Source organism: Acidimicrobiales bacterium (genome assembly GCA_041394185.1).
GTDB lineage: Bacteria > Actinomycetota > Acidimicrobiia > Acidimicrobiales > Poriferisodalaceae > JAAETH01.
Map to the genome: position 1 here is coordinate 855,510 of JAWKIQ010000001.1, position 18,274 is coordinate 873,783.

The 18,274-nt window shown below is 65.9% G+C and carries 20 protein-coding genes; 11 read left to right on the top strand and 9 right to left on the bottom strand.

The window, feature by feature from the left end; translation table 11 throughout:
• Positions 1–2: 2 nt before the first annotated feature.
• The 4 genes from R2770_04075 (at position 3) to R2770_04090 (ending at position 5,143) form a co-directional block, all read left to right on the top strand.
• Positions 3–926, top strand: coding sequence for an alpha/beta hydrolase (locus tag R2770_04075; protein MEZ5279628.1), 924 nt, complete (start codon positions 3–5; stop codon positions 924–926).
• A 39-nt stretch (positions 927–965) separates the two neighbouring features.
• A complete protein-coding gene (locus R2770_04080) occupies positions 966–2,417 on the top strand; it encodes an aldehyde dehydrogenase family protein (GenBank protein ID MEZ5279629.1) in 1,452 nt (483 codons plus the stop codon).
• 139 nt (positions 2,418–2,556) lie between these two features.
• Positions 2,557–3,558: a hypothetical protein gene (locus R2770_04085; GenBank protein MEZ5279630.1), complete on the top strand. Its 1,002-nt coding sequence runs from the start codon at positions 2,557–2,559 to the stop codon at positions 3,556–3,558.
• A 109-nt stretch (positions 3,559–3,667) separates the two neighbouring features.
• Positions 3,668–5,143 carry an NAD(P)/FAD-dependent oxidoreductase gene (locus tag R2770_04090; GenBank protein MEZ5279631.1) on the top strand — a complete coding sequence of 492 codons (1,476 nt, stop codon included), beginning with the start codon at positions 3,668–3,670 and terminating at the stop codon, positions 5,141–5,143.
• Here R2770_04090 and R2770_04095 read toward each other — a convergent pair.
• Positions 5,140–5,844 (bottom strand): pirin family protein, encoded by a 705-nt coding sequence (locus R2770_04095; protein ID MEZ5279632.1) that lies wholly within the window; start codon positions 5,842–5,844, stop codon positions 5,140–5,142. The two genes, R2770_04090 and R2770_04095, sit on opposite strands and share 4 nt — an antisense overlap.
• Positions 5,841–6,386, bottom strand: a complete 546-nt coding sequence (locus R2770_04100; protein MEZ5279633.1) for a YceI family protein — start codon at positions 6,384–6,386, stop codon at positions 5,841–5,843. The genes R2770_04095 and R2770_04100 overlap by 4 nt, the downstream gene beginning before the upstream one ends.
• Positions 6,387–6,472: 86 nt before the next feature.
• Between R2770_04100 and R2770_04105 the strand changes: the two genes are divergently transcribed.
• Positions 6,473–6,925 (top strand): MarR family transcriptional regulator, encoded by a 453-nt coding sequence (locus R2770_04105; GenBank protein MEZ5279634.1) that lies wholly within the window; start codon positions 6,473–6,475, stop codon positions 6,923–6,925.
• 4 nt (positions 6,926–6,929) lie between these two features.
• Here the strand turns inward: R2770_04105 and R2770_04110 are convergent, their stop codons facing one another.
• The 3 genes from R2770_04110 to R2770_04120 form a co-directional block, all read right to left on the bottom strand.
• Positions 6,930–7,343, bottom strand: a complete 414-nt coding sequence (locus R2770_04110; protein ID MEZ5279635.1) for a Zn-ribbon domain-containing OB-fold protein — start codon at positions 7,341–7,343, stop codon at positions 6,930–6,932.
• Positions 7,343–8,503, bottom strand: coding sequence for a thiolase domain-containing protein (locus R2770_04115; GenBank protein MEZ5279636.1), 1,161 nt, complete (start codon positions 8,501–8,503; stop codon positions 7,343–7,345). The genes R2770_04110 and R2770_04115 overlap by 1 nt, the downstream gene beginning before the upstream one ends.
• A 65-nt stretch (positions 8,504–8,568) precedes the next feature.
• Positions 8,569–9,258 (bottom strand): class I SAM-dependent methyltransferase, encoded by a 690-nt coding sequence (locus R2770_04120; GenBank protein MEZ5279637.1) that lies wholly within the window; start codon positions 9,256–9,258, stop codon positions 8,569–8,571.
• Between the two features lie 38 nt (positions 9,259–9,296).
• On the opposite strand from R2770_04120, the gene R2770_04125 reads away from it, so the two are divergent.
• A complete protein-coding gene (locus R2770_04125; protein ID MEZ5279638.1) occupies positions 9,297–9,977 on the top strand; it encodes a hypothetical protein in 681 nt (226 codons plus the stop codon).
• Between the two features lie 87 nt (positions 9,978–10,064).
• Positions 10,065–10,331: a hypothetical protein gene (locus tag R2770_04130; GenBank protein ID MEZ5279639.1), complete on the top strand. Its 267-nt coding sequence runs from the start codon at positions 10,065–10,067 to the stop codon at positions 10,329–10,331.
• 44 nt (positions 10,332–10,375) lie between these two features.
• On the opposite strand, the gene R2770_04135 is transcribed toward R2770_04130, so the two are convergent.
• The 4 genes from R2770_04135 to R2770_04150 form a co-directional block, all read right to left on the bottom strand.
• Positions 10,376–11,452 carry a 5-(carboxyamino)imidazole ribonucleotide synthase gene (locus R2770_04135; protein MEZ5279640.1) on the bottom strand — a complete coding sequence of 359 codons (1,077 nt, stop codon included), beginning with the start codon at positions 11,450–11,452 and terminating at the stop codon, positions 10,376–10,378.
• Positions 11,445–11,933: a 5-(carboxyamino)imidazole ribonucleotide mutase gene (gene purE / locus R2770_04140; protein ID MEZ5279641.1), complete on the bottom strand. Its 489-nt coding sequence runs from the start codon at positions 11,931–11,933 to the stop codon at positions 11,445–11,447. The genes R2770_04135 and purE overlap by 8 nt, the downstream gene beginning before the upstream one ends.
• A 112-nt stretch (positions 11,934–12,045) precedes the next feature.
• The gene (locus R2770_04145) at positions 12,046–13,218 is read right to left on the bottom strand and encodes an acetyl-CoA C-acyltransferase (GenBank protein MEZ5279642.1); all 1,173 of its coding nucleotides are present in this window, start codon (positions 13,216–13,218) and stop codon (positions 12,046–12,048) included.
• 50 nt (positions 13,219–13,268) lie between these two features.
• Positions 13,269–14,582, bottom strand: coding sequence for an FAD-dependent oxidoreductase (locus R2770_04150; protein ID MEZ5279643.1), 1,314 nt, complete (start codon positions 14,580–14,582; stop codon positions 13,269–13,271).
• Between the two features lie 70 nt (positions 14,583–14,652).
• Between R2770_04150 and R2770_04155 the strand changes: the two genes are divergently transcribed.
• From R2770_04155 to R2770_04170, 4 genes are read left to right on the top strand one after another with little or no spacing between them, the layout of a single operon-like run.
• On the top strand, positions 14,653–15,330 hold the full coding sequence (locus R2770_04155) for a PaaI family thioesterase (GenBank protein ID MEZ5279644.1): 678 nt from the start codon (positions 14,653–14,655) through the stop codon (positions 15,328–15,330).
• Between the two features lie 12 nt (positions 15,331–15,342).
• Positions 15,343–16,083, top strand: a complete 741-nt coding sequence (locus R2770_04160) for a sulfite exporter TauE/SafE family protein (protein ID MEZ5279645.1) — start codon at positions 15,343–15,345, stop codon at positions 16,081–16,083.
• A 16-nt stretch (positions 16,084–16,099) separates the two neighbouring features.
• Positions 16,100–17,248, top strand: a complete 1,149-nt coding sequence (locus R2770_04165; protein MEZ5279646.1) for an MFS transporter — start codon at positions 16,100–16,102, stop codon at positions 17,246–17,248.
• Positions 17,249–17,278: 30 nt separating this feature from the next.
• Positions 17,279–18,274, top strand: coding sequence for an oxidoreductase (locus tag R2770_04170; protein ID MEZ5279647.1), 996 nt, complete (start codon positions 17,279–17,281; stop codon positions 18,272–18,274).

Genomic DNA, 18,274 nt, shown 5'->3' on the forward strand with positions numbered 1-18,274 from the left:
CCATGACGCACTACGAACTGTTCCAGGTGCCTGTCGAGGGCGGATCGCTGGTGGCGGGGCGGTGGGGTGCCGGGCCCACGGTGGTCGTGGCATCACACGGCATCACGGCCAACCACCGATCGTGGCAAACGGTCGGTGAGCTGTTGGACGAACGCAGCGGGGGACAGCTGAGCCTCGTCGCCCTCGACCACCGGGGGCGGGCGGGCAGTGCTGCAACTCCTGGTACCTACGGGCTGGCGCAGCACGCCGACGACGCCGTCGCACTGCTGGATCACATGGGTGTCGAGACTGCGGTGTTCACCGGGCACTCGATGGGCGGGTTCGTGGTTGCCAACGCCGCCGAGAGGCACCCCGATCGGGTCGAGCGCCTGGTCCTGATCGACGGTGGCCTGCCTTTCGCGATGGATCTGCCCGGTGGCCTCACACCCGACGCCCTCGACGACGACGCCATCGAGGTCATCGTGCAGTCGGTGATCGGCCCTGCTCTCGATCGCCTGAACCAGCGGTGGCCGGACGAGGAGGCATATGTCGACTTCTTCCGTTCTCACCCCGCGTTCCAGCCACCGAACGAATGGACCACGGCGGTCGAGGCCTATGTCAGGTACGACGCGGTGCTGACCGACGAGGGCGACATCAGGTCGAGCGTCGCCAAGGCCGCGGTGCTGGTCGACGGAGCGGCCGCAATCGTCGACCCCACATCGGCGGCGGCAATCGAGCGCATCGACGTTCCAGCGACACTGCTGTGGGCTCCGCGCGGTCTGCTCGACCAGACGCCAGGCCTCTATAGCGCCCAGCAGGTCGCACAGGCGTGCGACGAGCTGGCCCACCTGCAGGCCAGGCTCGTCGACGATGTCAACCACTACACCATCGCGGTGGCCGACGGCGGCGCCGCGGCGATTGTGGGAGAGCTGCTCTCGAGGGCGTAGCTTGTAGGTCATCAAAGTCCGCACGAATCGGAGAATTCAATGACCACCGATCAAATGCTCGATAGTCGCAAGTTCTACATCAACGGCGAATGGGTCGACCCGAAGGTCCCCAACGATCACGAGGTCATCAACCCCTCTACCGAAGAGGCCTGTGCTGTCATCTCGTTCGGATCCGAGGACGACACAAACGCCGCTGTCGCCGCGGCCAAGGCCGCCTTCTGGGGCTGGGCCGAGACGCCCAGGGAAGAGCGGGTCGAGAAGCTCAAGACCCTGCTGGGCATCTACAAGGAACGGCGTGAAGAGATGGCCCACGCCATCTCCCTCGAGATGGGCGCCCCCATCAAGCTCGCAGGTTCGGCCCAGGTCGGCGCCGGCATGATGCACATCATGGACGCCATCAACCAGGTCGAGAACTTCCACTTCGACCAGCCGCTCGGCGACCATGCGCCAAACGACCGCATCCTCTATGAGCCCGTGGGTGTGTGCGCCATGATCACCCCCTGGAACTGGCCGATGAACCAGGTCACTCTCAAGGTCGCATTCGCTCTCGGTGCCGGCTGCACCATGGTGTTGAAGCCCTCCGAGGAGGCTCCGCTGTCGTCGATGCTGTTCGCCGAGATGATCGACGCGGCCGGCTTCCCCGCCGGTGTGTTCAACCTGGTCAACGGTGACGGTCTGGGTGTTGGCACCCAGCTCTCGGGTCACCCCGACGTCGACATGGTGTCGTTCACCGGCTCGACACGTGCCGGCACCGCCATCACAAAGAACGCGGCCGACACCGTCAAGCGGGTTGCTCTCGAGCTGGGTGGCAAGGGCGCCAACATCATCTTCGACGACGCCGACGAGATGGCCGTTGTCCGCGGCACTGCGCACTGCTTCAACAACTCGGGCCAGTCGTGCAACGCACCCACCCGCATGCTGGTGCAGCGCGGCAAGTACGACGAGGCCGTCGCTGCGGCCAAGGCCACTGCCGAGCAGACCGCGGTCGACATGGCAGACAAGGAAGGCCGTCACATCGGCCCTGTGGTCAACGAGATCCAGTGGAACAAGATCCAGGGCCTGATCCAGAAGGGCATCGACGAGGGCGCCACCCTGGTCGCCGGCGGAACCGGCCGCCCCGAAGGCCTCGACAAGGGCTACTTCGTGCGGCCGACGGTGTTCGCCGACGTTACGCCCGACATGACCATCGCCAAGGAAGAGATCTTCGGCCCGGTCCTGTCGATCATGCCTTTCGAGACCGAGGAAGAAGCCCTGTCGATCGCCAACGACACCAGCTATGGCCTCACCAACTATGTCCAGACCGGCGACAACGAGCGGGCTCGTCGGCTTGCTCGTCGCCTGCGTTCGGGCATGGTCGAGATGAACGGCCAGGGTCGCGGGATGGGTGCACCATTCGGCGGCTACGGCCAGTCGGGCAACGGTCGTGAGGGCGGCGTTTGGGGTCTCGAGGAATTCCTCGAGGTCAAGTCGGTCTCCGGCTGGGTCGACTGACCCACCCGCTCTTCTCAACCCACCTTTCCCCAAACCCCGGTGTTTGGGCGGCTCCTGGCGCCGTCTGAACACCGGGGTTGCGCGTTTTCGTGGACTCTTCGTGGCCTTCGGTGTCCCACCGTGTGTCTAGAAACTTTGCATGTATTCACCGACACCGGACAACCGACGTGAGCTGGGCAGCCAGCGCAGCCAACCATCGCGCGACGTTCGATTGGCGCAGACAGCGGCGACCCAACTCGGTCTGCTGACGCGCGCCGACGTGGCACAAGCTGGGGGCGACTCTCACTTCGTCGCCCGGCGGGTGCGCTCTGGAATGTATGAGCCGGTGGCTCCCGGGGTTTTTGCCCTGGCGGGTTCGGGGGCCACGTGGGCCAGGTCGGTAATGGCAGCGGTGTTGTCGACAGGCACCGGCGCCGTTGCCTCGCACTACACGGCTGCGTTCATGCTGGGTCTGATCGAGACCAGGCCAGATCAGATCGAGGTATCGACGACGAAGTCGTTCACCGCCGACCGCCCATGGATCATCCACAGGCGCCACAACGCCCCGGATGTGGCCCGTGCTTCGCGCCGGGCTATTCCCACCACTTCGGTCATCCAGACACTGATCGACTGCGTTGCGTACGGTTCCGATGCCGGAAAGCTGCTCGACGCTGCGGGACGCCGGTATCGCACCAAGCTCACGACAATCCAGAGATTCCTGGAGGCCCGAGCCGGCAAGGGCAGGACCGGCATCCGCGCCTTGCTGGACGAGGTCGAGTGTCGGTTGCGCTGGGAGGCCATCAGCGAATCCGAACTCGAGTCGATGTTCCATCGTCTTTTGCGTGACAACGGACTTCCGCTCCCCGAATCGCAGGTTGTGCTTCGCCGAAGCGACGGCAGCCCGGTCAGCCGCGTCGACAACTACTTCGCTTCGGCAGGCGCAGTCGTGTACCTGGACGGCTACCGCTGGCATAGCGACCATGGGCGCTTCCACAAGGACCGAAGCCAGCAAAATGAGCTGGCCTCGATGGGTCTGCGCACCTTCCGATACACGATTCGTCACCTCGAGGACACACCCGAGGTGGTCGTCGACCAGATCCGGGACCTCACTTCCATCCCATATTGCAACACCGGTGTTCGCCAGGCGTCTGGCGCCGCGTGAACACCGGTGTTCGCCGAAGGGCCTGGAGCGATGAGGCGGTCTGGGACCTTCGACCCTGGTTTGGAGCGCTGCGTTCAAGGTGACAATCTGTCCGGCGGAAGGGGTCACTATGTCTGCAACAACCGGCGTCGAGCACTTCGACGTCCTCATTGTCGGAGGCGGCATCTCGGGAGTGGGTGGTGCGTACCACCTCACCCAGGAGCGCCCCGACACTTCGTTCGTCGTGCTCGAGAACCAGGATGGCTTCGGAGGCACCTGGCGTACTCACAAGTACCCGGGAATCCGCTCCGACAGCGATCTGTACACCTTCGGTTACGAGTTCAAGCCATGGACGGGTCCGCCAATCGCAACCGCCGAGGAGATCCTCACCTACATGGGTGAGGTGATCGAAGAGAACGACCTGGCCAAGTACATCCGGTACAGCCACGAGGTCACCAACGCCCAGTGGTCGAGCCAGGACAAGCGTTGGACGATCAGCGCCCATCGCACCGACACCGACGAGGATGTCACGTTCACCTGCGGGTTCCTGTGGATGTGTCAGGGCTACTACAACCACAAGCAGCCCTACACCCCCGAGTGGCCCGGCATGGACGCCTACCAGGGCCAGATCATCCACCCCCAGCTATGGCCCCGCGACCTCGACTACACCGGCAAGAAGGTGATCTGCATTGGGTCGGGTGCGACGGCGGCCACCATCATCCCGGCGATGGCCCCAGACGTCGATCACATCACCATGGTGCAGCGTTCGCCCACCTACTTTGCCGTGGGTCGCAACGTCGACGACCTGGCCGACCAGCTCCGCCAGCTCGACATCGACGAAACGTGGATCCACGAGATCGTCCGCCGCAAGCGGCTGTTCGACGGCAAGATGATCGCCGAGATGGCTCGGGAGCACCCCGACATGGTCAAAGAGGAGCTGTTCAACGGCATCCGCGAGATCATGGGCGAAGACTTCGACTTCGAGCCGCACTTCTCACCGCAGTACCGGGTGTGGCGTCAGCGCCTTGCGTTCGTTCCAGACGGCGACCTGTTCCACGCCATCAAGAGCGGCAAGGCGTCGGCGGTGACCGGCGAGATCGAGACCTTCACCGAGACCGGTCTGAAGATGACCGACGGCACCACCGTCGATGCCGACATCATCATCACCGCCACCGGATTCAACATGAACGTGTTGGGCGACGTCGAGTTCGACATCGACGGTGCGCCGCTCGATTGGCCGAGCCGCATCGGATATCACGGCACCATGTTCACCGGCATTCCCAACATGGCATGGGTCTTCGGCTACTTCCGCGCCTCGTGGACATTGCGGGCAGACATGATCGGTCACTTCGTTTGCCGTTTGCTCGACCACATGGATGCCAAGGGTGCGTCGGTGGTGGTGCCGCAGCTTCGCGAAGAAGACGAGGGCATGCCCCGCCTGCCGTGGGTCGACCCCGAGGACTTCAACCCCGGATACATCAACCGGTCGATGCACCTGCTGCCAAAGCAGGGCGACCGTGATCCGTGGCGCCACACCCAGGACTACTGGAGCGAGCGCAAGGTGTTCCCCGAGATCGACCTCGACGACGGCCTGCAGTACAGCTAGTCGGCCGCAGTTTCCCAGACGACCAGATGCGTGGGCTCTAGCGCCGTCGCCGGCAACGCGCCGGCGGCGGTGAGCCTGGCCGCATCGCCTGCGGCCAACTCGTGGCCTGACAAGGCCACGCGGCCGCGGGCAACAAAGGCGTGGACGTGCTGGCTGTCGGGCAGCACAACGGCCTCGCCGGCTTCCATCTCGGCGGCCCACATCACTGCATGGGGCTGATTGATGATGACGGCCCCGTCGTGTCCACGGCCTGAAGCAACGGCCACCAGGCCGGCTCCTGGCTTCACCGACACGGCGCGCTGCTCGTACCCGGGTTCCAGGTCGCGCTGGTCTGGCGGCACCCACATCTGGAGGAAGTGCACCGGCTCGGACTGACTTGCGTTCATCTCCGAGTGCAAGATGCCAGACCCGGCGCTCATTCGTTGAGCCTCGCCCGGACGGATGATGCCGTGGGTTCCGGTCGAGTCACGGTGTTCGAGGGCTCCCTCTAGCACCCAGGTCACTATCTCCATGTCGCGGTGGCCGTGTTGGCCGAAGCCGCCACCTGGTGCAACCCGGTCGTCGTTGAATACCAGCAGCAGGCCATGGCCGACATTGGTCGGATCGTGATGGTGGCCGAAACTGAAGCTGTGATGGCTTTCCAGCCAGCTCAGCCGGGTGGTGAACCGATCGGCGGCCCTCCTGATGTCGATGCTGCTCATGGCGCCTCGACCAGCTGTATCTCGAGCTCGATGTTCACCTTGTCTCCGATCAACATGCCGTCCATTCCCAGGGGCGCATTGAAGTCGATGCCGAACTGCGAGCGGGTGATCTGACCCGATGCACTGAAGCCGGCCCGGGTCATCTCGTAGGCGTCGGTCGCCACGCCATGGAACTCGAAGTCGAACTCGACCGAACGTGTCGTGCCGTTGATGGTGAGGTCTCCGACGATGCGCTCGGCTTCTATCGAAGTCGAACGGAAGGTCATGAGCGGGTTCGCCTCGACCCCGAAGAAGTCGGTGCTGCGCAGGTGGTTGTCGCGGTCTTCGTTGTTGGTGTCGACCGAGGCCAGCTCGACGTTGGCCTCGATGGTGGTTGTGCTCAGGTCGTCGCCGACCGCGACCGTGGCGTCGAAGCGGTTGAAACGGCCGCGGACCTTGGACAGGCCCAGATGCCGAACTGTGAACCCGACCTCGGAGTGCATCGTCTCGGCGACGAGCTTCTTGCCGGCGAAACGATCGAGGGCTTCTGTGAGGGTCTGCATGATGGCTCCTTGGGGGTAATTCAAACTTGAAGTAACAATACTTCAAGAATTAAGAAAAGCAACCATCGGTCGAATAACCTGACGTGATGGACGAACCGCGCTGGCTCGACGCCGAGGAAATGCAGATCTGGAGAGGCTTCCTGGCCGCCAGCGCGCGCGTGCACCAATCGGTGGACGAGCAGCTCAAGCGCGACTCCGGGATGGGTCTCGACGACTACGAGGTGCTGGTGCACCTGTCGGAAGCTCCCGAACAAAGGCTCAGGATGACCGACCTGTCAGACCTCTTGTTGCACTCGCAGAGCCGGCTTTCGCAGCGAGTCGACCGGCTTGCCAAGCGCGGTCTGGTAGAGCGTCAGAAGTGTCCTGAAGACCGCCGGGGAACCTATGCGGCGCTTACCCAACAGGGGCGCGAGGCGCTGGAGCAGGCGGCCCGTGGCCACGTTGCAGAGGTCAGGCGCAGCATGATCGACTGGATCGCGCCGCGCGAGAGAGCCGTAGTGGCCAGCGTGTTCGAGCGTCTGGCCTCAGAGACCGGGTAGCGGCTCAGGCTGCCGTGAAGCGCAGCACGGCGCCACCGTCTTTGCCGGCGTGGAACACGGCCCTGACCGCCATTCCGACCTCGATCTGGGCGGGGTCGACATCGACGATGTTGGTCATGACCCTGGGGCCCTCGGCCAGTTCGACATAGGCGATGACGTACGGAGCGTGGGCGCCCCAGTTTCCGGGCGCCTTGTGGGTGACCGCATAGCTGTAAACCGTGCCCTGACCCGAGGCCTCGAACCACTCGACGTCGGTGCTTGCACACTCGGGGCAGAAGGGTCGGGGATACCAAACCACCGTTTCGCACGAGTTGCACCGCGGCAGCTCGAGGCGGTCTTCGGCAAGGGCGTCCCAGAAGCGCTGATCGTCGAGGTTCGTGTTGGGTGTTGGCGTGGGTAGATCGGTTTGGCCTGGCATCAGTCGCCCCTTCCGAGGATCAGTGTCGCCGAGCCCATTCGGGTGGCCAGGCTGCCGCCCGTGCCGTGGGCCAGTGCGATTTCGCAGTCTGGAACTTGAACAGCGGCATGGGCCTCGCCGCGAAGCTGACGGACGGCCTCGACGACCTTGGTCATGCCGCCACGATTGGACGGGTGGTTGTTGCACAACCCCCCGCCGTCGGTGTTGAAGGGCAGGCGCCCGTGGGGTGCCTGGAGGGCACCATCCATCACGAAGCGGCCCCCCTGACCCTTCTCGCAGAAGCCCAGGTCTTCGATGGTCTGCAGGACGGTGATCGTGAAGCTGTCGTAGATCGACACATAGTCGATGTCGTCGTGCGACACGCCTGCCTCGGCGAAGGCTGCCGGGCCCGACACGACGGCGCCGGTGTGGGTGAGGTCGATCCGGCCGCGGGTCTGCTTGACTGCAACCCCGGAGCCCAGCACCGGGATGGTGTGGCGATCGAGGGTGGCGGCGATCTCGGGACTCACCACCACCAGGGCGCCGCCACCGTCGGTGATGACGCAGCTGTCGAGCCGATGCAGGGGGTCGGCCACCATGGGGCTGTCGAGAACCTCTTCGACCGTCACCGCTTGGGGCAGGAAGGCGTTGGGGTTGTGCTGAGCGTGCAGCGACGCGGCGACCTTTATCTGGGCCAGTTGTTCGGAGGTGGTTCCGAATTCGAACATGTGCCGACGGGCGGCCATGGCGTAGCCGTTGATGACGTTGAGCCCGAAGATGCTCTCGAAGGAGTTCTCGGGCGCAGTGGTGCGGGCGCTGCCGCCCGGCTGGGCGCCGCCGGTGCGTGGCTTGCCCGCCAGGGTTATCAGGGCCACCGAGCAGTGCCCGGCGGCGATGGCCTCGGCGGCGTGCTGAACGTGCACCAGGTACGACGAGCCGCCCGTCTCGGTCGAGTCGGTGTAGCGCAGCCGAAGGCCCATGTACTCGGCCATGCTGAGCCCGCCGAATCCGGGGGCGTCGCCGGCGCAGAAGTACCCATCGACATCTGCGAAGGTCAGACCGGCGTCGGCCAAAGCGCCCGCAGCGACCTCGAAGTGGATTCTGGGCACGGTGTGGTCGGGCAGATGCCTGCCCGGGTGTTCGTAGACCCCGGCTATGTGGGCCGCGTTCTTGATGCTCATCGTCGCCAATACTGGCCGCTGCGACCCCCAACGGCGAAATCCCGACATCAGCAGCGCTGTGCTGGTCAGTCGGCGGAAGAACCCGGGCGAGACCAGATGCCGGTGCACTCGGGCACCCGGCTCCATTGTTTGGCGCGAACGGTTTGTTCGAACTCGGCGCCGAAGAAGTTTCCGCACACGGTCGCTGCTTCGTCGATGGTGGCGAACGAGTAGTCGGTGCGGATCCACTGGCGCTCAAAGCCGTGGTCTTGCTCGAGAAAGCGGTAGTAGTCGACCAGTGGCGCCGGCGGCGAGGGAAGCTCGTGGCCGGTGCCCAGGGTCTCGACGACTATGACCCGACCGCCGTTGGTGACGCGCTCGCACTCGGCCAGGAACCGCCCGATCTCGTGACGCCAACCGTCGGGCTGCCACTCGACGTAGTGACCGAACACCCAGCCTGCGACGGCGCACTCGAAGCTGCCGTCGGAGAAGGGCAAGGCCGCCGCCTCGGCCCTGCACAGGGCCGTGGTCGGGCCCAGACCCAGTTGGGTGGCGACCTTCTGCATCGCCGCCGAGGGTTCGGTCGCCACCACGGGTATGGCGAGCGAAGACAGGATGCGGGTTACTCGGCCGGTGCCCGCCCCGATCTCGACGGTGCTGGTGCCTGGGGCGATGAGCTCGCCGAGAGCGCTCGGCAGGTTGCCATCGGCGTCCTCGGCCCCGACCAGGGCCTGATAGCCCTCGGCGCCCGACGCATAGATCTCTTGGAAGCTCACTTTGGGAAGGGTACGGGTAGAGGTGGCAGGATCTGAGCATGTCAACCGTGCTCGAGTCGGGCTTTCGCTCCGATCTGGTCGAGGCTCACGAGACGGCGGCGGGGCTGATCGCCGCATCTGGCCCCTGGTGGTCGGGCGTGCAGCGCCTTGCCATGCTCGCTGAGGTACGCCGGGCCCGAGCCCACTCAGACTTGCCGCCCTGGCAGGCGCCATCGTCGGCCGAAGGCCTCGCAGGTTCCGATGACACGCTGCCGCCTGCTGCCGTGGACGCGATCTGGCGTATCTCGAACCACCCGGGCACCCTGACGCGAGCCTGGTACGACGCGATCGTCGCCGGGCTGCCTTCGCCCGAGCACTACGTCGAGTTGGTGGCGGTGACCGCTGCCGTCAACTCGCTCGACCGCTTCGCCGAGATCATGGACCTGGAACTGCTGGCGCCCGGTCAGGCCGACCAACGGCCGCCATCACACGACAGGGTCGAAGGCGCCGAGGTCACCAGCCACTGGGTGCCAACGGTGCCGATCCGAGGCGCCAACGTGCAGAAGGCGTTGTCGGGTGTGGCCGGTGGGCGAGACCTGTGGGCGGTGTTGACGCGGGCCCAATACGTTCCTCCCGAGGCTCTGATGGGCGACCTCGAATGGAACCGCGGCACTCTCGATAGGCGCCAGATCGAGTTGATCGCGGCGATGACGTCGATCAAGAACGACTGCTTCTACTGAACGACCTCCCATGCCACGCTGCTCGGTCTGAGCAGTTCCGGACAGCATGACGGGACAGACCCGTCCCAGATCAGCAGCGGCGCCGGGGTGCCCCACGGTCGGCTGTTGGTCGAGTTCGTCGAGGCCACCTTCGACAGCCCTGCCCGGCTCGCTGCAGCCAAAGCAGCGGTGACCCGAACGCTCGGCTTCGACCATCTGGTCGATGCCGCCGCAGTCGTGGCCAACTTCACCATGCTGACCCGCATCGCCGACGCGACCGGAACGCCACTGGATCGCGGCACCCAGCAGATCTCCGGCGACATCCGCACCGCTCTGGGCCTGGACAGCCTGACGTCGGCGAGGTTCGAGGCCTGACCTCGGGGCGGCCACCGCGCGCCCGTCCGGCAGTCTCAGGGGTGTCACCCGCCCGGCGAGACCACCCGGTTGACATGTCCCATCTTGCGGCCGGGCTTGACCCCTGACTTGCCGTACAGGTGCAACGCTGCATTGGGCTCGGCCGCGATCGCGGCGGTGCGATCGATGTCGTGGCCGATCAGGTTCTCCATGACCACGTCGGCGTAGCGGGTCGTCGAGCCCAGGGGCCAGCCGGCGATGGCTCGGATGTGCTGCTCGAACTGGTCGACCGTGCAGCCCTGCTGGGTCCAGTGCCCAGAGTTGTGCACCCGGGGTGCGATCTCGTTGACCACCATGTGTTCGCTGGTGACGAACAGTTCGACACCCATGACGCCCACGTAGTCGAGGCGGTCGAGGATATGGCGGGCGGTTTCGACGGCTTGGGCGGTCTGTTCGGCGGTGAGGTGGGCTGGCACGGTGGTGGTGGCCAGGATGCCGTCGCGGTGCACGTTCTGCCCCGGGTCGAAACAAGCGAAGGCGCCATCGACGCTGCGCGCAGCGATGACCGATACCTCGTGGGAGAACTCGACGAAGCCCTCGAGAATCGCGGGCGCATGGTCGATGGCGGCCAAAGCCTCGGCGGCCTGCCGCTGGTCGGTCAACAACACCTGACCCTTGCCGTCGTAGCCGAAGCGCCGGGTCTTCAGGATCGCCGGTGTGCCCAGGCGGGACATGGCCGAGCGCAGCTGGTCGGGTGTGTCCACCTGGGCGAAGGGTGCGGTCGGCAGGCCCAGATCGGCCAAGAATCGCTTCTCGGTCAGGCGGTCTTGGCTGACGCCAAGCGCGTTGCGGCCCGGGCGAACCGGGCGCAAGCCTTCGAGCAGATCGAGCGCCGAGGTCGGGATGTTCTCGAACTCGAAGGTGACCACACTGGCCAGATCTGCGAACTGCCGAAGCGCCTGAGCGTCGCCGTAGGCAGCCTGGATGTGAAGGTGCGACACGTGAGCGGCCGGGCAGTCGGCAGCCGGGTCGAATATGACCGTTGTGAAACCCAGCCGCGATGCGGCGACAGACAGCATGCGCCCCAGCTGGCCGCCACCGAGGATGCCGATGGTGCTGCCGACGGGCAGGCGGTCAGTCATCGGTTGGTTCGTCTGGGATGGATGCCGACAACGCGGCACGCCATGCGTCGAGCCGCTGGGCCAAGGAGTCGTCGTGGTTTGCCAGGATCGCGGCAGCCATCAGGCCGGCGTTGGCAGCGCCGGCAGCGCCGATGGCCATGGTGGCCACGGGAAACCCTCGCGGCATCTGCACGATCGAGTAGAGGCTGTCGAGGCCGGACAACGCCCGGGTCTGAACCGGCACCCCTACGACGGGAATGCGGGTCTTGGAGGCCATCATGCCCGGAAGGTGTGCCGCGCCCCCGGCCCCGGCGATGATGACCTGCAAGCCCCGTTCTGCAGCGGTGGTGCCGTAGTTCCAGAGCCGATCGGGGGTTCGATGGGCCGACACGATCTTCGTCTCGTAGCCCACCTGGAGTTCGTCTAGCACCGCGGCGGCCTCACGCATGGTGGGCCAGTCGGACTGGCTGCCCATGATGATGCCTACCTTGACGTCGCTCATGCCTGTTCCGATCGCTGGTGCCCCCGCCACTATAGGGCGCCCGAAAACGCCGACAGCTGGGCCGCTTCACGCGGCCCAGCTGTCTGGATGACGAATGGAGGGTGGCTGGTGTCTAGTAGATCTCGAACAGCCCGGCAGCGCCCTGGCCGCCACCGATGCACATGGTGACGACGCCCCACTTGGCGCCCCGACGCTTGCCCTCTTGCAGGAGGTGTCCGGTGCAGCGGGTGCCGGTCATGCCAAATGGGTGACCGATGGCGATGGAGCCGCCGTTGACGTTGTACTTCTCGGGGTCGATGCCCAGCTGGTCACGGCTGTAGAGGCACTGCGACGCAAACGCCTCGTTGAGCTCCCAGATGTCGATGTCGTCGACCGTCAGGCCGTGGCGAGCCAGCAGCCGTGGCACCGCGTAGATCGGGCCAATGCCCATCTCGTCGGGTTCGCAGCCGGCGATGGCGAAGCCCTTGAAGGCGCCCATGGGCTCGAGCCCACGGCGAGAGGCCTCCTCGTCTGACATCAACACCACGGCGGCAGCGCCGTCGGAGAGCTGGCTGGCGTTGCCTGCGGTGATGTAGTTGCCCTCACCACGAACCGGCTGCAGCTGCGACAGGCCCTCGAGGGTGGTCGACGGGCGGTTGCACTCGTCGCGCTCGACGACGTAGTCGACGATCGACTCTTCGCCGGTCTCGCGGTTGACGAGGCGCATCTTGGTTTCCATGGGCACGATCTCGTCGGCGAACAGGTCGTTCTCCTGGGCCCTGGCCATGCGCATCTGCGACTCGAACGAGTACTCGTCCTGGTATTCGCGCGAAACGCCGTAGCGCTCGGCGACGATGTCGGCGGTCTCGATCATGGCCATGTAGATGGCGGGGTACATCTCGGTGAGGGCCGGATCCATGTTGACGCTGCCGCCGAAACCCGGGCTGGGAATCGAGATCGACTCGACACCTGCGCCGACCGCAACATCGACACCGTCGTTCTTGATGTGGTTGGCGGCGATGGCGATGGAGTTGAGGCCAGACGAGCAGTGACGCTGGATGGTGTTGCCGCCCGTGGTGACGGGCAGGCCGGCCAACAAGCTGGCGAGGCGGCCGAGGTTGCCGGCACCGTGAGCGCCGTTGCCCAGGGCAACGTCCTCGACGGCTTCTGGCTCGACGCCGGCCTTGGCCACCGCGTGCTTGATGGCGTGTGCTGCCATCGACATAGCGGGGGTGATGTTGAATCCGCCTCGGCCGGCTTTGGCCAGACCGGTGCGGGCATAGGAGACGATTACGGCTTCACGCATGGGCCAAACCGTACATGTCGGGCGAGGGTGGGGGAGAATCGGTCCCGGGTTCAGCCCAGCACGGTGCCGGTCGAGTCGGCGTTGACGGTGCGGTTGCGCGAGAACGCGGACATGTCGATGGTGTCGCCGGTGAACCTGGCCCGGACCTGCAGCGGTGACGTGTCGTGGTCGTGTCCGCCACCCACTGCGGTGATCAGCTCGGCCATCAGGTTGGAAGCCACGCAAGCGTTCTTGAACTGGTTGCCGCTGGTGCCCATGGCCACGAAGAAGCCGTCGAGGTCGGTTCGGTCGTACACCGGCCCCCAGTCGGTCGACACGTCGTAGGCCTCGGCAACGCCCATGCGCTGGTGCGGAACTCCGAAGTTGGGAATGCGCTTCGCGAGGCGCATCATCTGGCGGTTCCAGATGGGCTCGGTGATCTCGCGGTTCATGGTGTCGAGATCGTCGACCCATTCGTGGCCGTCGCACTCGGGGTCGGCCGAGCCGACGAAGATCGTGTTGGCGCCGTCGGGCCGGAAGTACATGCCCTGGTCGAGGTCGGCGAAGATCGCCCCGTCTGCATCGAAGTCGATCTCCTTGGGTGCCGGTGCCACGTGAGCCTCGTGGCGCATGGGCCGGGTGGTGATGGCCATCGAGCCGTCGAGGCCCGCCATCTTCACCAAACCCGACGACCAGGGCCCACCTACGGCCACGACAGCGCCGGCCTCGACCGTGGTGCCGTCGGACAACTCGACGCCCGTGGCCCTGGATCCGTCAGGGGTGGTGACCAACCCGGTGACCCTGCGGTTGAACACGAACGTCGCGCCCTTGGCCACAGCCGCGGCGTGAAGGTTCTGCGCCGCCAGCTGGGGCCCTTTCACGTAACCGGCGTCTGGTGTGTAGAGGCCACCCTTGTGCGACCCGAGGGGCGGGTTCCAGAAGCGCTCGTCGTCGATCGGGCACGGGCCGCCGTAGTCGTCGAGCGACAGGAAGGGGAAGCGGTCGGCGACCTGCTGGGCATCCCAGTCTTCGAATGGAACGTTGGCTTCGGTCAACACCCTGACGTACAGCTCGTGCAGCTCGTCGATGTGGCGCAGGAACAGCTTGCCCGTAGTGACCTTGCGGGCAACCTCGCCGTCGACATCGGTTTCGAGATAGTCGGCGAAGTTCTCCCAGTACTGGTTTCCCTCCCAGGCCAGCCGTGCGGCCGCGACGGTCGAGTAGTTGAAGCGAAGTATCGCCCCCGACGCCGAAGTGGAGCCCATGCCCGGGGCCGAGTTCATGTCTACACACACGACTTCGAGGCCCCTGCGGGCCAGTTCGAAGGTGATACCGCATCCGAAGATGCCTGCGCCGATGACGACCGCATCTGGAGAGTTGCCCATGGTGCCGACCCTACCGCTTGGCGTTGTGGCCTGGTTTGAATCGCAGCTCGCGAGGCGGGATCATCGTCGGGTGACAGAACCCGAACCCTTGGCCGACCCCGTGCTGGACGCGGCCCGTATCGCGGCCGCCGACCGCATGCGCGACGTATCGCACGCCCTGATGGGTCATCACCAGGACGTGGCCAACCTCGACAAGCTGGTGAAGATGCTGGACGAGGTCTTGCCAGACCTCCGATCGGGCCCAAAGAACATCAGGTCGCTCGACCGGTGGTCGCAGGACAGGCGGGCCCAGGAGCTGCCGGACGACGAGGCGGCGTTTCCCCTGCACCTCGACCGCCCGGTTTCGGGAGCAGGCAATCCGTGGAGCATCCCGTTGTCGGTGGTCCGCAAGGGCGACCGGGCGGTCACGACGGTTTCGTTGCGCGAAGCGTTCGAAGGTGCACCCGGGCGCAGCCACGGGGGAGTGGTCACGGCAATCTTCGACGATCTGTGCGGATACGTGCTGACCATGCTGCAGACCATGGCCTTCACCGCGTGGATACGGGTCGAGTTTCGCCACGGCACGCCCCTGGGACACCCCATCACGTTCAGCGCCTGGCTCGAGCGCCAGGAGGGGCGCAAGCTGTTCATCGAGGGCGAATGCACCGACGGCACGCGACCCGATGGCGACAACGTGTTGACCCACTGTCACGCCCTGTTCGTGATTCCTCCAGGGATGGAAGCCCCCGCCGGGTCGGGCGAGGCGTAGGCTGCGCGACCTATGACCTGGTGGCAGGCACTGCTTCTGGTCGGCGGCGGAGTGGTCGCCGGAATGATCAACGCCGTCGCCGGCGGCGGCTCGACGCTGACCGTTCCCTTGTTGGTGCTGGCCGGCGTTCCAGGCAACAGCGCCAACGGCTCGAATCGTGTTGGCATCCTGGCCCAGAACGCGGCGTCGGCGACCTCGTTCAAGCGGTTGGGAGTCGACGGGGTGGCGCACGCGGCGCCGGTTCTGTTGCCGGTGGTGGCGGGCTCGTTGACAGGTTCGTACCTGATCAGCCAGCTGACCGACGAGACGTTCGAGACGGCGTTCGGTCTGTTGATGGTGCCGCTGATAATCCTGTCGGTCCGCAAACCGAAGTTCCGGACCGAGGGGGTCACCCACTGGAGCAAGCCGGTGACCCTGGCGGTGTTCTTCGGCATCGGTTGTTATGGCGGTGCCGTGCAGGCCGGTGTGGGCCTTGTGATGCTGGCCGCACTCACCAGGGCCGGGTTCGATCTGGTCACGGCCAACAGCGTCAAGGTGTTGATAAACGTGGTTCTGACCGCGGTGGCGCTGCCCGTGTTCATCATCCAGGGCAAGGTCGACTGGATTCCGGCGCTGACGTTGGCGGTAGGCCTCACCATCGGTGGCTGGCTGGGGGCCCACGCGGCGGTCAGGGGTGGCGAGAGGCTGATACGGATGGTGATGGTTGCCGCCGCCATCGCCCTCGCGGCCAAGCTGCTTGGCCTGTTCGGCTAACGCATTCACCCCACGAGTGACCTCCACCCTCGACGTCGAACCCGCCAGACGGGTCGTGGCCGCCTCGATCATGTCGACGATCTCGGCGGTGTTCCCGGGGTTCCTGGTGGGCGCTCTGGCGGTGCAGGTTCGGGCCGAGTTCGACGTCTCGGAGGCCATCTACGGGTGGGGGTTGGGGAGCTTCTTCCTGGCCTCGACCCTGGGCTCGGTGGCGCTGGGCGAAATCGCTCAGCGAATAGGGGCTCGCCGCCAGATCGTTGCGGCCCTGATCACCTCGGCGCTGGCGCAGCTCGGCATAGCCGCGGTCGCCGACTCGTTCGCCGCAATCGTGGCCTTCCTGGTCGTGGCAGGGGTCTGCAATGCGGCGAACCAAACCGCGGTGAACCTGTTTCTCGCTCAGGCTCGGCTGCCGCGCCTGGGCCTGGCCGTGGCGCTGAAACAGTCGGGGATGCCCACCGCTTCGCTGCTGTGCGGTCTGATGGTGCCTGCGCTGGCGCTGACCGTCGGTTGGCGCTGGGCCTATGTGTTCGGTGCAGGGGTTGCAGCCGCGTCGACGCTGCTGGTGTTGGGCGCACCCGACCCGCAGCGAGCAGCGCGCCGCCGCCTGGTGCCTGCAAGCCCCACGCGGATACTGGTGATCGCCGCCGTGACCGGAACCTGCTTGTCGTTTGCCGCTGGAGCGACGAACTCGTGGCTGGTCAGCTCGGGTGTCGAGGCGGGCATGAGCGAAGGCGCAGCCGGCTTGCTGTTGAGCTTTGGGGCGCTGGCGGGCATCAGCATGCGGCTGTTCTTCGGGTTCCGGCTCGATTCGATGTCGGCGTCGCCGTTTCGGGCCGGCGCGATTTTGGCCCTCATCGGCTCGTTGGGTCTGGCCTCGCTGTCGTTCGGAGTACCGGCCATTCACGTGGTCGCCACGCTCGTGGCGTTCGGCAGCGGCTGGGTGTGGCCCATCTTCACCAACTACGGCATCGTCAGGGCCAACGGGGCGGCCGCGGCGGCCGCCACCGGGATAACACAGATGGGTGTGTACGTCGGCGTGTTCAGCGCTCCGCTGGTGACAGGCTGGATCATCGACCATCACGGGTATCGCCCCATGTGGCTCGTGGTGGCCGCTCTCACCGTGGTGGGCTCGGTTCTGGCGCTGTCTATCCAGAACGAGTTCTGAACCGCCGGTGCGGTGGGTTAGGTTCGGGGGATGGATTCGTTCGAAGCATTCCTCGTCGGCAAGATCGACGACCAGTGGACCCGCCGGGTCGAACAGATCACCGTCGACGACCTTCCCGCCGGTGACGTTCTGATCGAGGTCGAGTACTCGGGCATCAACTACAAGGACGGCCTGGCTTCCAGCGAAGCCGGCCGGGTGGCCCGGGTCGATCCGCTGATTCCGGGAATCGACCTGGCGGGCACCGTCGTCGCCGACGGCGGCGGTTTCTCGGCGGGCGACAAGGTGATCGCCCACGGTTACGACATCGGCGTCGCTCACCACGGTGGCTATGCCCGCTATGCCCGCGTTCCGGCTGGCTGGGTCGTGCCGATGCCAGAGGGCCTCGACTCGATGCAGGCCATGCTGGTGGGCACCGCCGGCTACACGGCCGCCCTGTCGGTCGAGGCGCTCGAAAATCACGGCCTGCGCGCCGGCGACGGGCCCGTGCTGGTAACCGGCGCCACGGGCGGTGTCGGCTCGATGGCCGTGGGAATGCTCGCAAAGCGTGGCTATGAGATCGTCGCCAGCACCGGCAAGGCCGACAAGGCCGATTGGCTCAAGGCGTTGGGGGCTTCGGAGGTGATCGATCGGTCGGAGACGTCGGCAGAGTCCAAGCGCCCGCTCGAGTCCGAGCGCTGGGCCGGTTGCGTCGACTGTGTGGGCGGCACCACGCTGGAGTTCGCACTTCGCACAGCGCGCTACGGGTCGACCGTGGCGGCATCGGGCCTCACCGGAGGGCCCGGTCTGTCCACCACGGTGATGCCCTTCATCCTTCGCGGGGTGACGCTGGCGGGCATCGACAGCGTCAACAACCCCATCGACCAGCGCATCGCGGTCTGGAAGCGCATTGCCACCGACATGAGGCCGACACAACTCGACGAGGGCGACGCGCCGACTGTGGTCGGATTTGCCGACCTGCCGGCCGAGCTCGATCGCATCCTGGCCGGTGGCATGGTGGGCCGCACCCTCGTCAGCCCGACCTCCTGA

What these genes read in the sequence shown, in the direction of transcription:
- R2770_04075 (MEZ5279628.1), top strand. Translation starts at nt 3, where the DNA reads ATGACGCACTACGAACTGTTCCAGGTGCCTGTCGAGGGCGGATCGCTG.
- R2770_04080 (MEZ5279629.1), top strand. Translation starts at nt 966, where the DNA reads ATGACCACCGATCAAATGCTCGATAGTCGCAAGTTCTACATCAACGGC.
- R2770_04085 (MEZ5279630.1), top strand. Translation starts at nt 2,557, where the DNA reads ATGTATTCACCGACACCGGACAACCGACGTGAGCTGGGCAGCCAGCGC.
- R2770_04090 (MEZ5279631.1), top strand. Translation starts at nt 3,668, where the DNA reads ATGTCTGCAACAACCGGCGTCGAGCACTTCGACGTCCTCATTGTCGGA.
- R2770_04095 (MEZ5279632.1), bottom strand. Translation starts at nt 5,844, where the DNA reads ATGAGCAGCATCGACATCAGGAGGGCCGCCGATCGGTTCACCACCCGG.
- R2770_04100 (MEZ5279633.1), bottom strand. Translation starts at nt 6,386, where the DNA reads ATGCAGACCCTCACAGAAGCCCTCGATCGTTTCGCCGGCAAGAAGCTC.
- R2770_04105 (MEZ5279634.1), top strand. Translation starts at nt 6,473, where the DNA reads ATGGACGAACCGCGCTGGCTCGACGCCGAGGAAATGCAGATCTGGAGA.
- R2770_04110 (MEZ5279635.1), bottom strand. Translation starts at nt 7,343, where the DNA reads ATGCCAGGCCAAACCGATCTACCCACGCCAACACCCAACACGAACCTC.
- R2770_04115 (MEZ5279636.1), bottom strand. Translation starts at nt 8,503, where the DNA reads ATGAGCATCAAGAACGCGGCCCACATAGCCGGGGTCTACGAACACCCG.
- R2770_04125 (MEZ5279638.1), top strand. Translation starts at nt 9,297, where the DNA reads ATGTCAACCGTGCTCGAGTCGGGCTTTCGCTCCGATCTGGTCGAGGCT.
- R2770_04135 (MEZ5279640.1), bottom strand. Translation starts at nt 11,452, where the DNA reads ATGACTGACCGCCTGCCCGTCGGCAGCACCATCGGCATCCTCGGTGGC.
- purE (MEZ5279641.1), bottom strand. Translation starts at nt 11,933, where the DNA reads ATGAGCGACGTCAAGGTAGGCATCATCATGGGCAGCCAGTCCGACTGG.
- R2770_04145 (MEZ5279642.1), bottom strand. Translation starts at nt 13,218, where the DNA reads ATGCGTGAAGCCGTAATCGTCTCCTATGCCCGCACCGGTCTGGCCAAA.
- R2770_04150 (MEZ5279643.1), bottom strand. Translation starts at nt 14,582, where the DNA reads ATGGGCAACTCTCCAGATGCGGTCGTCATCGGCGCAGGCATCTTCGGA.
- R2770_04160 (MEZ5279645.1), top strand. Translation starts at nt 15,343, where the DNA reads ATGACCTGGTGGCAGGCACTGCTTCTGGTCGGCGGCGGAGTGGTCGCC.
- R2770_04170 (MEZ5279647.1), top strand. Translation starts at nt 17,279, where the DNA reads ATGGATTCGTTCGAAGCATTCCTCGTCGGCAAGATCGACGACCAGTGG.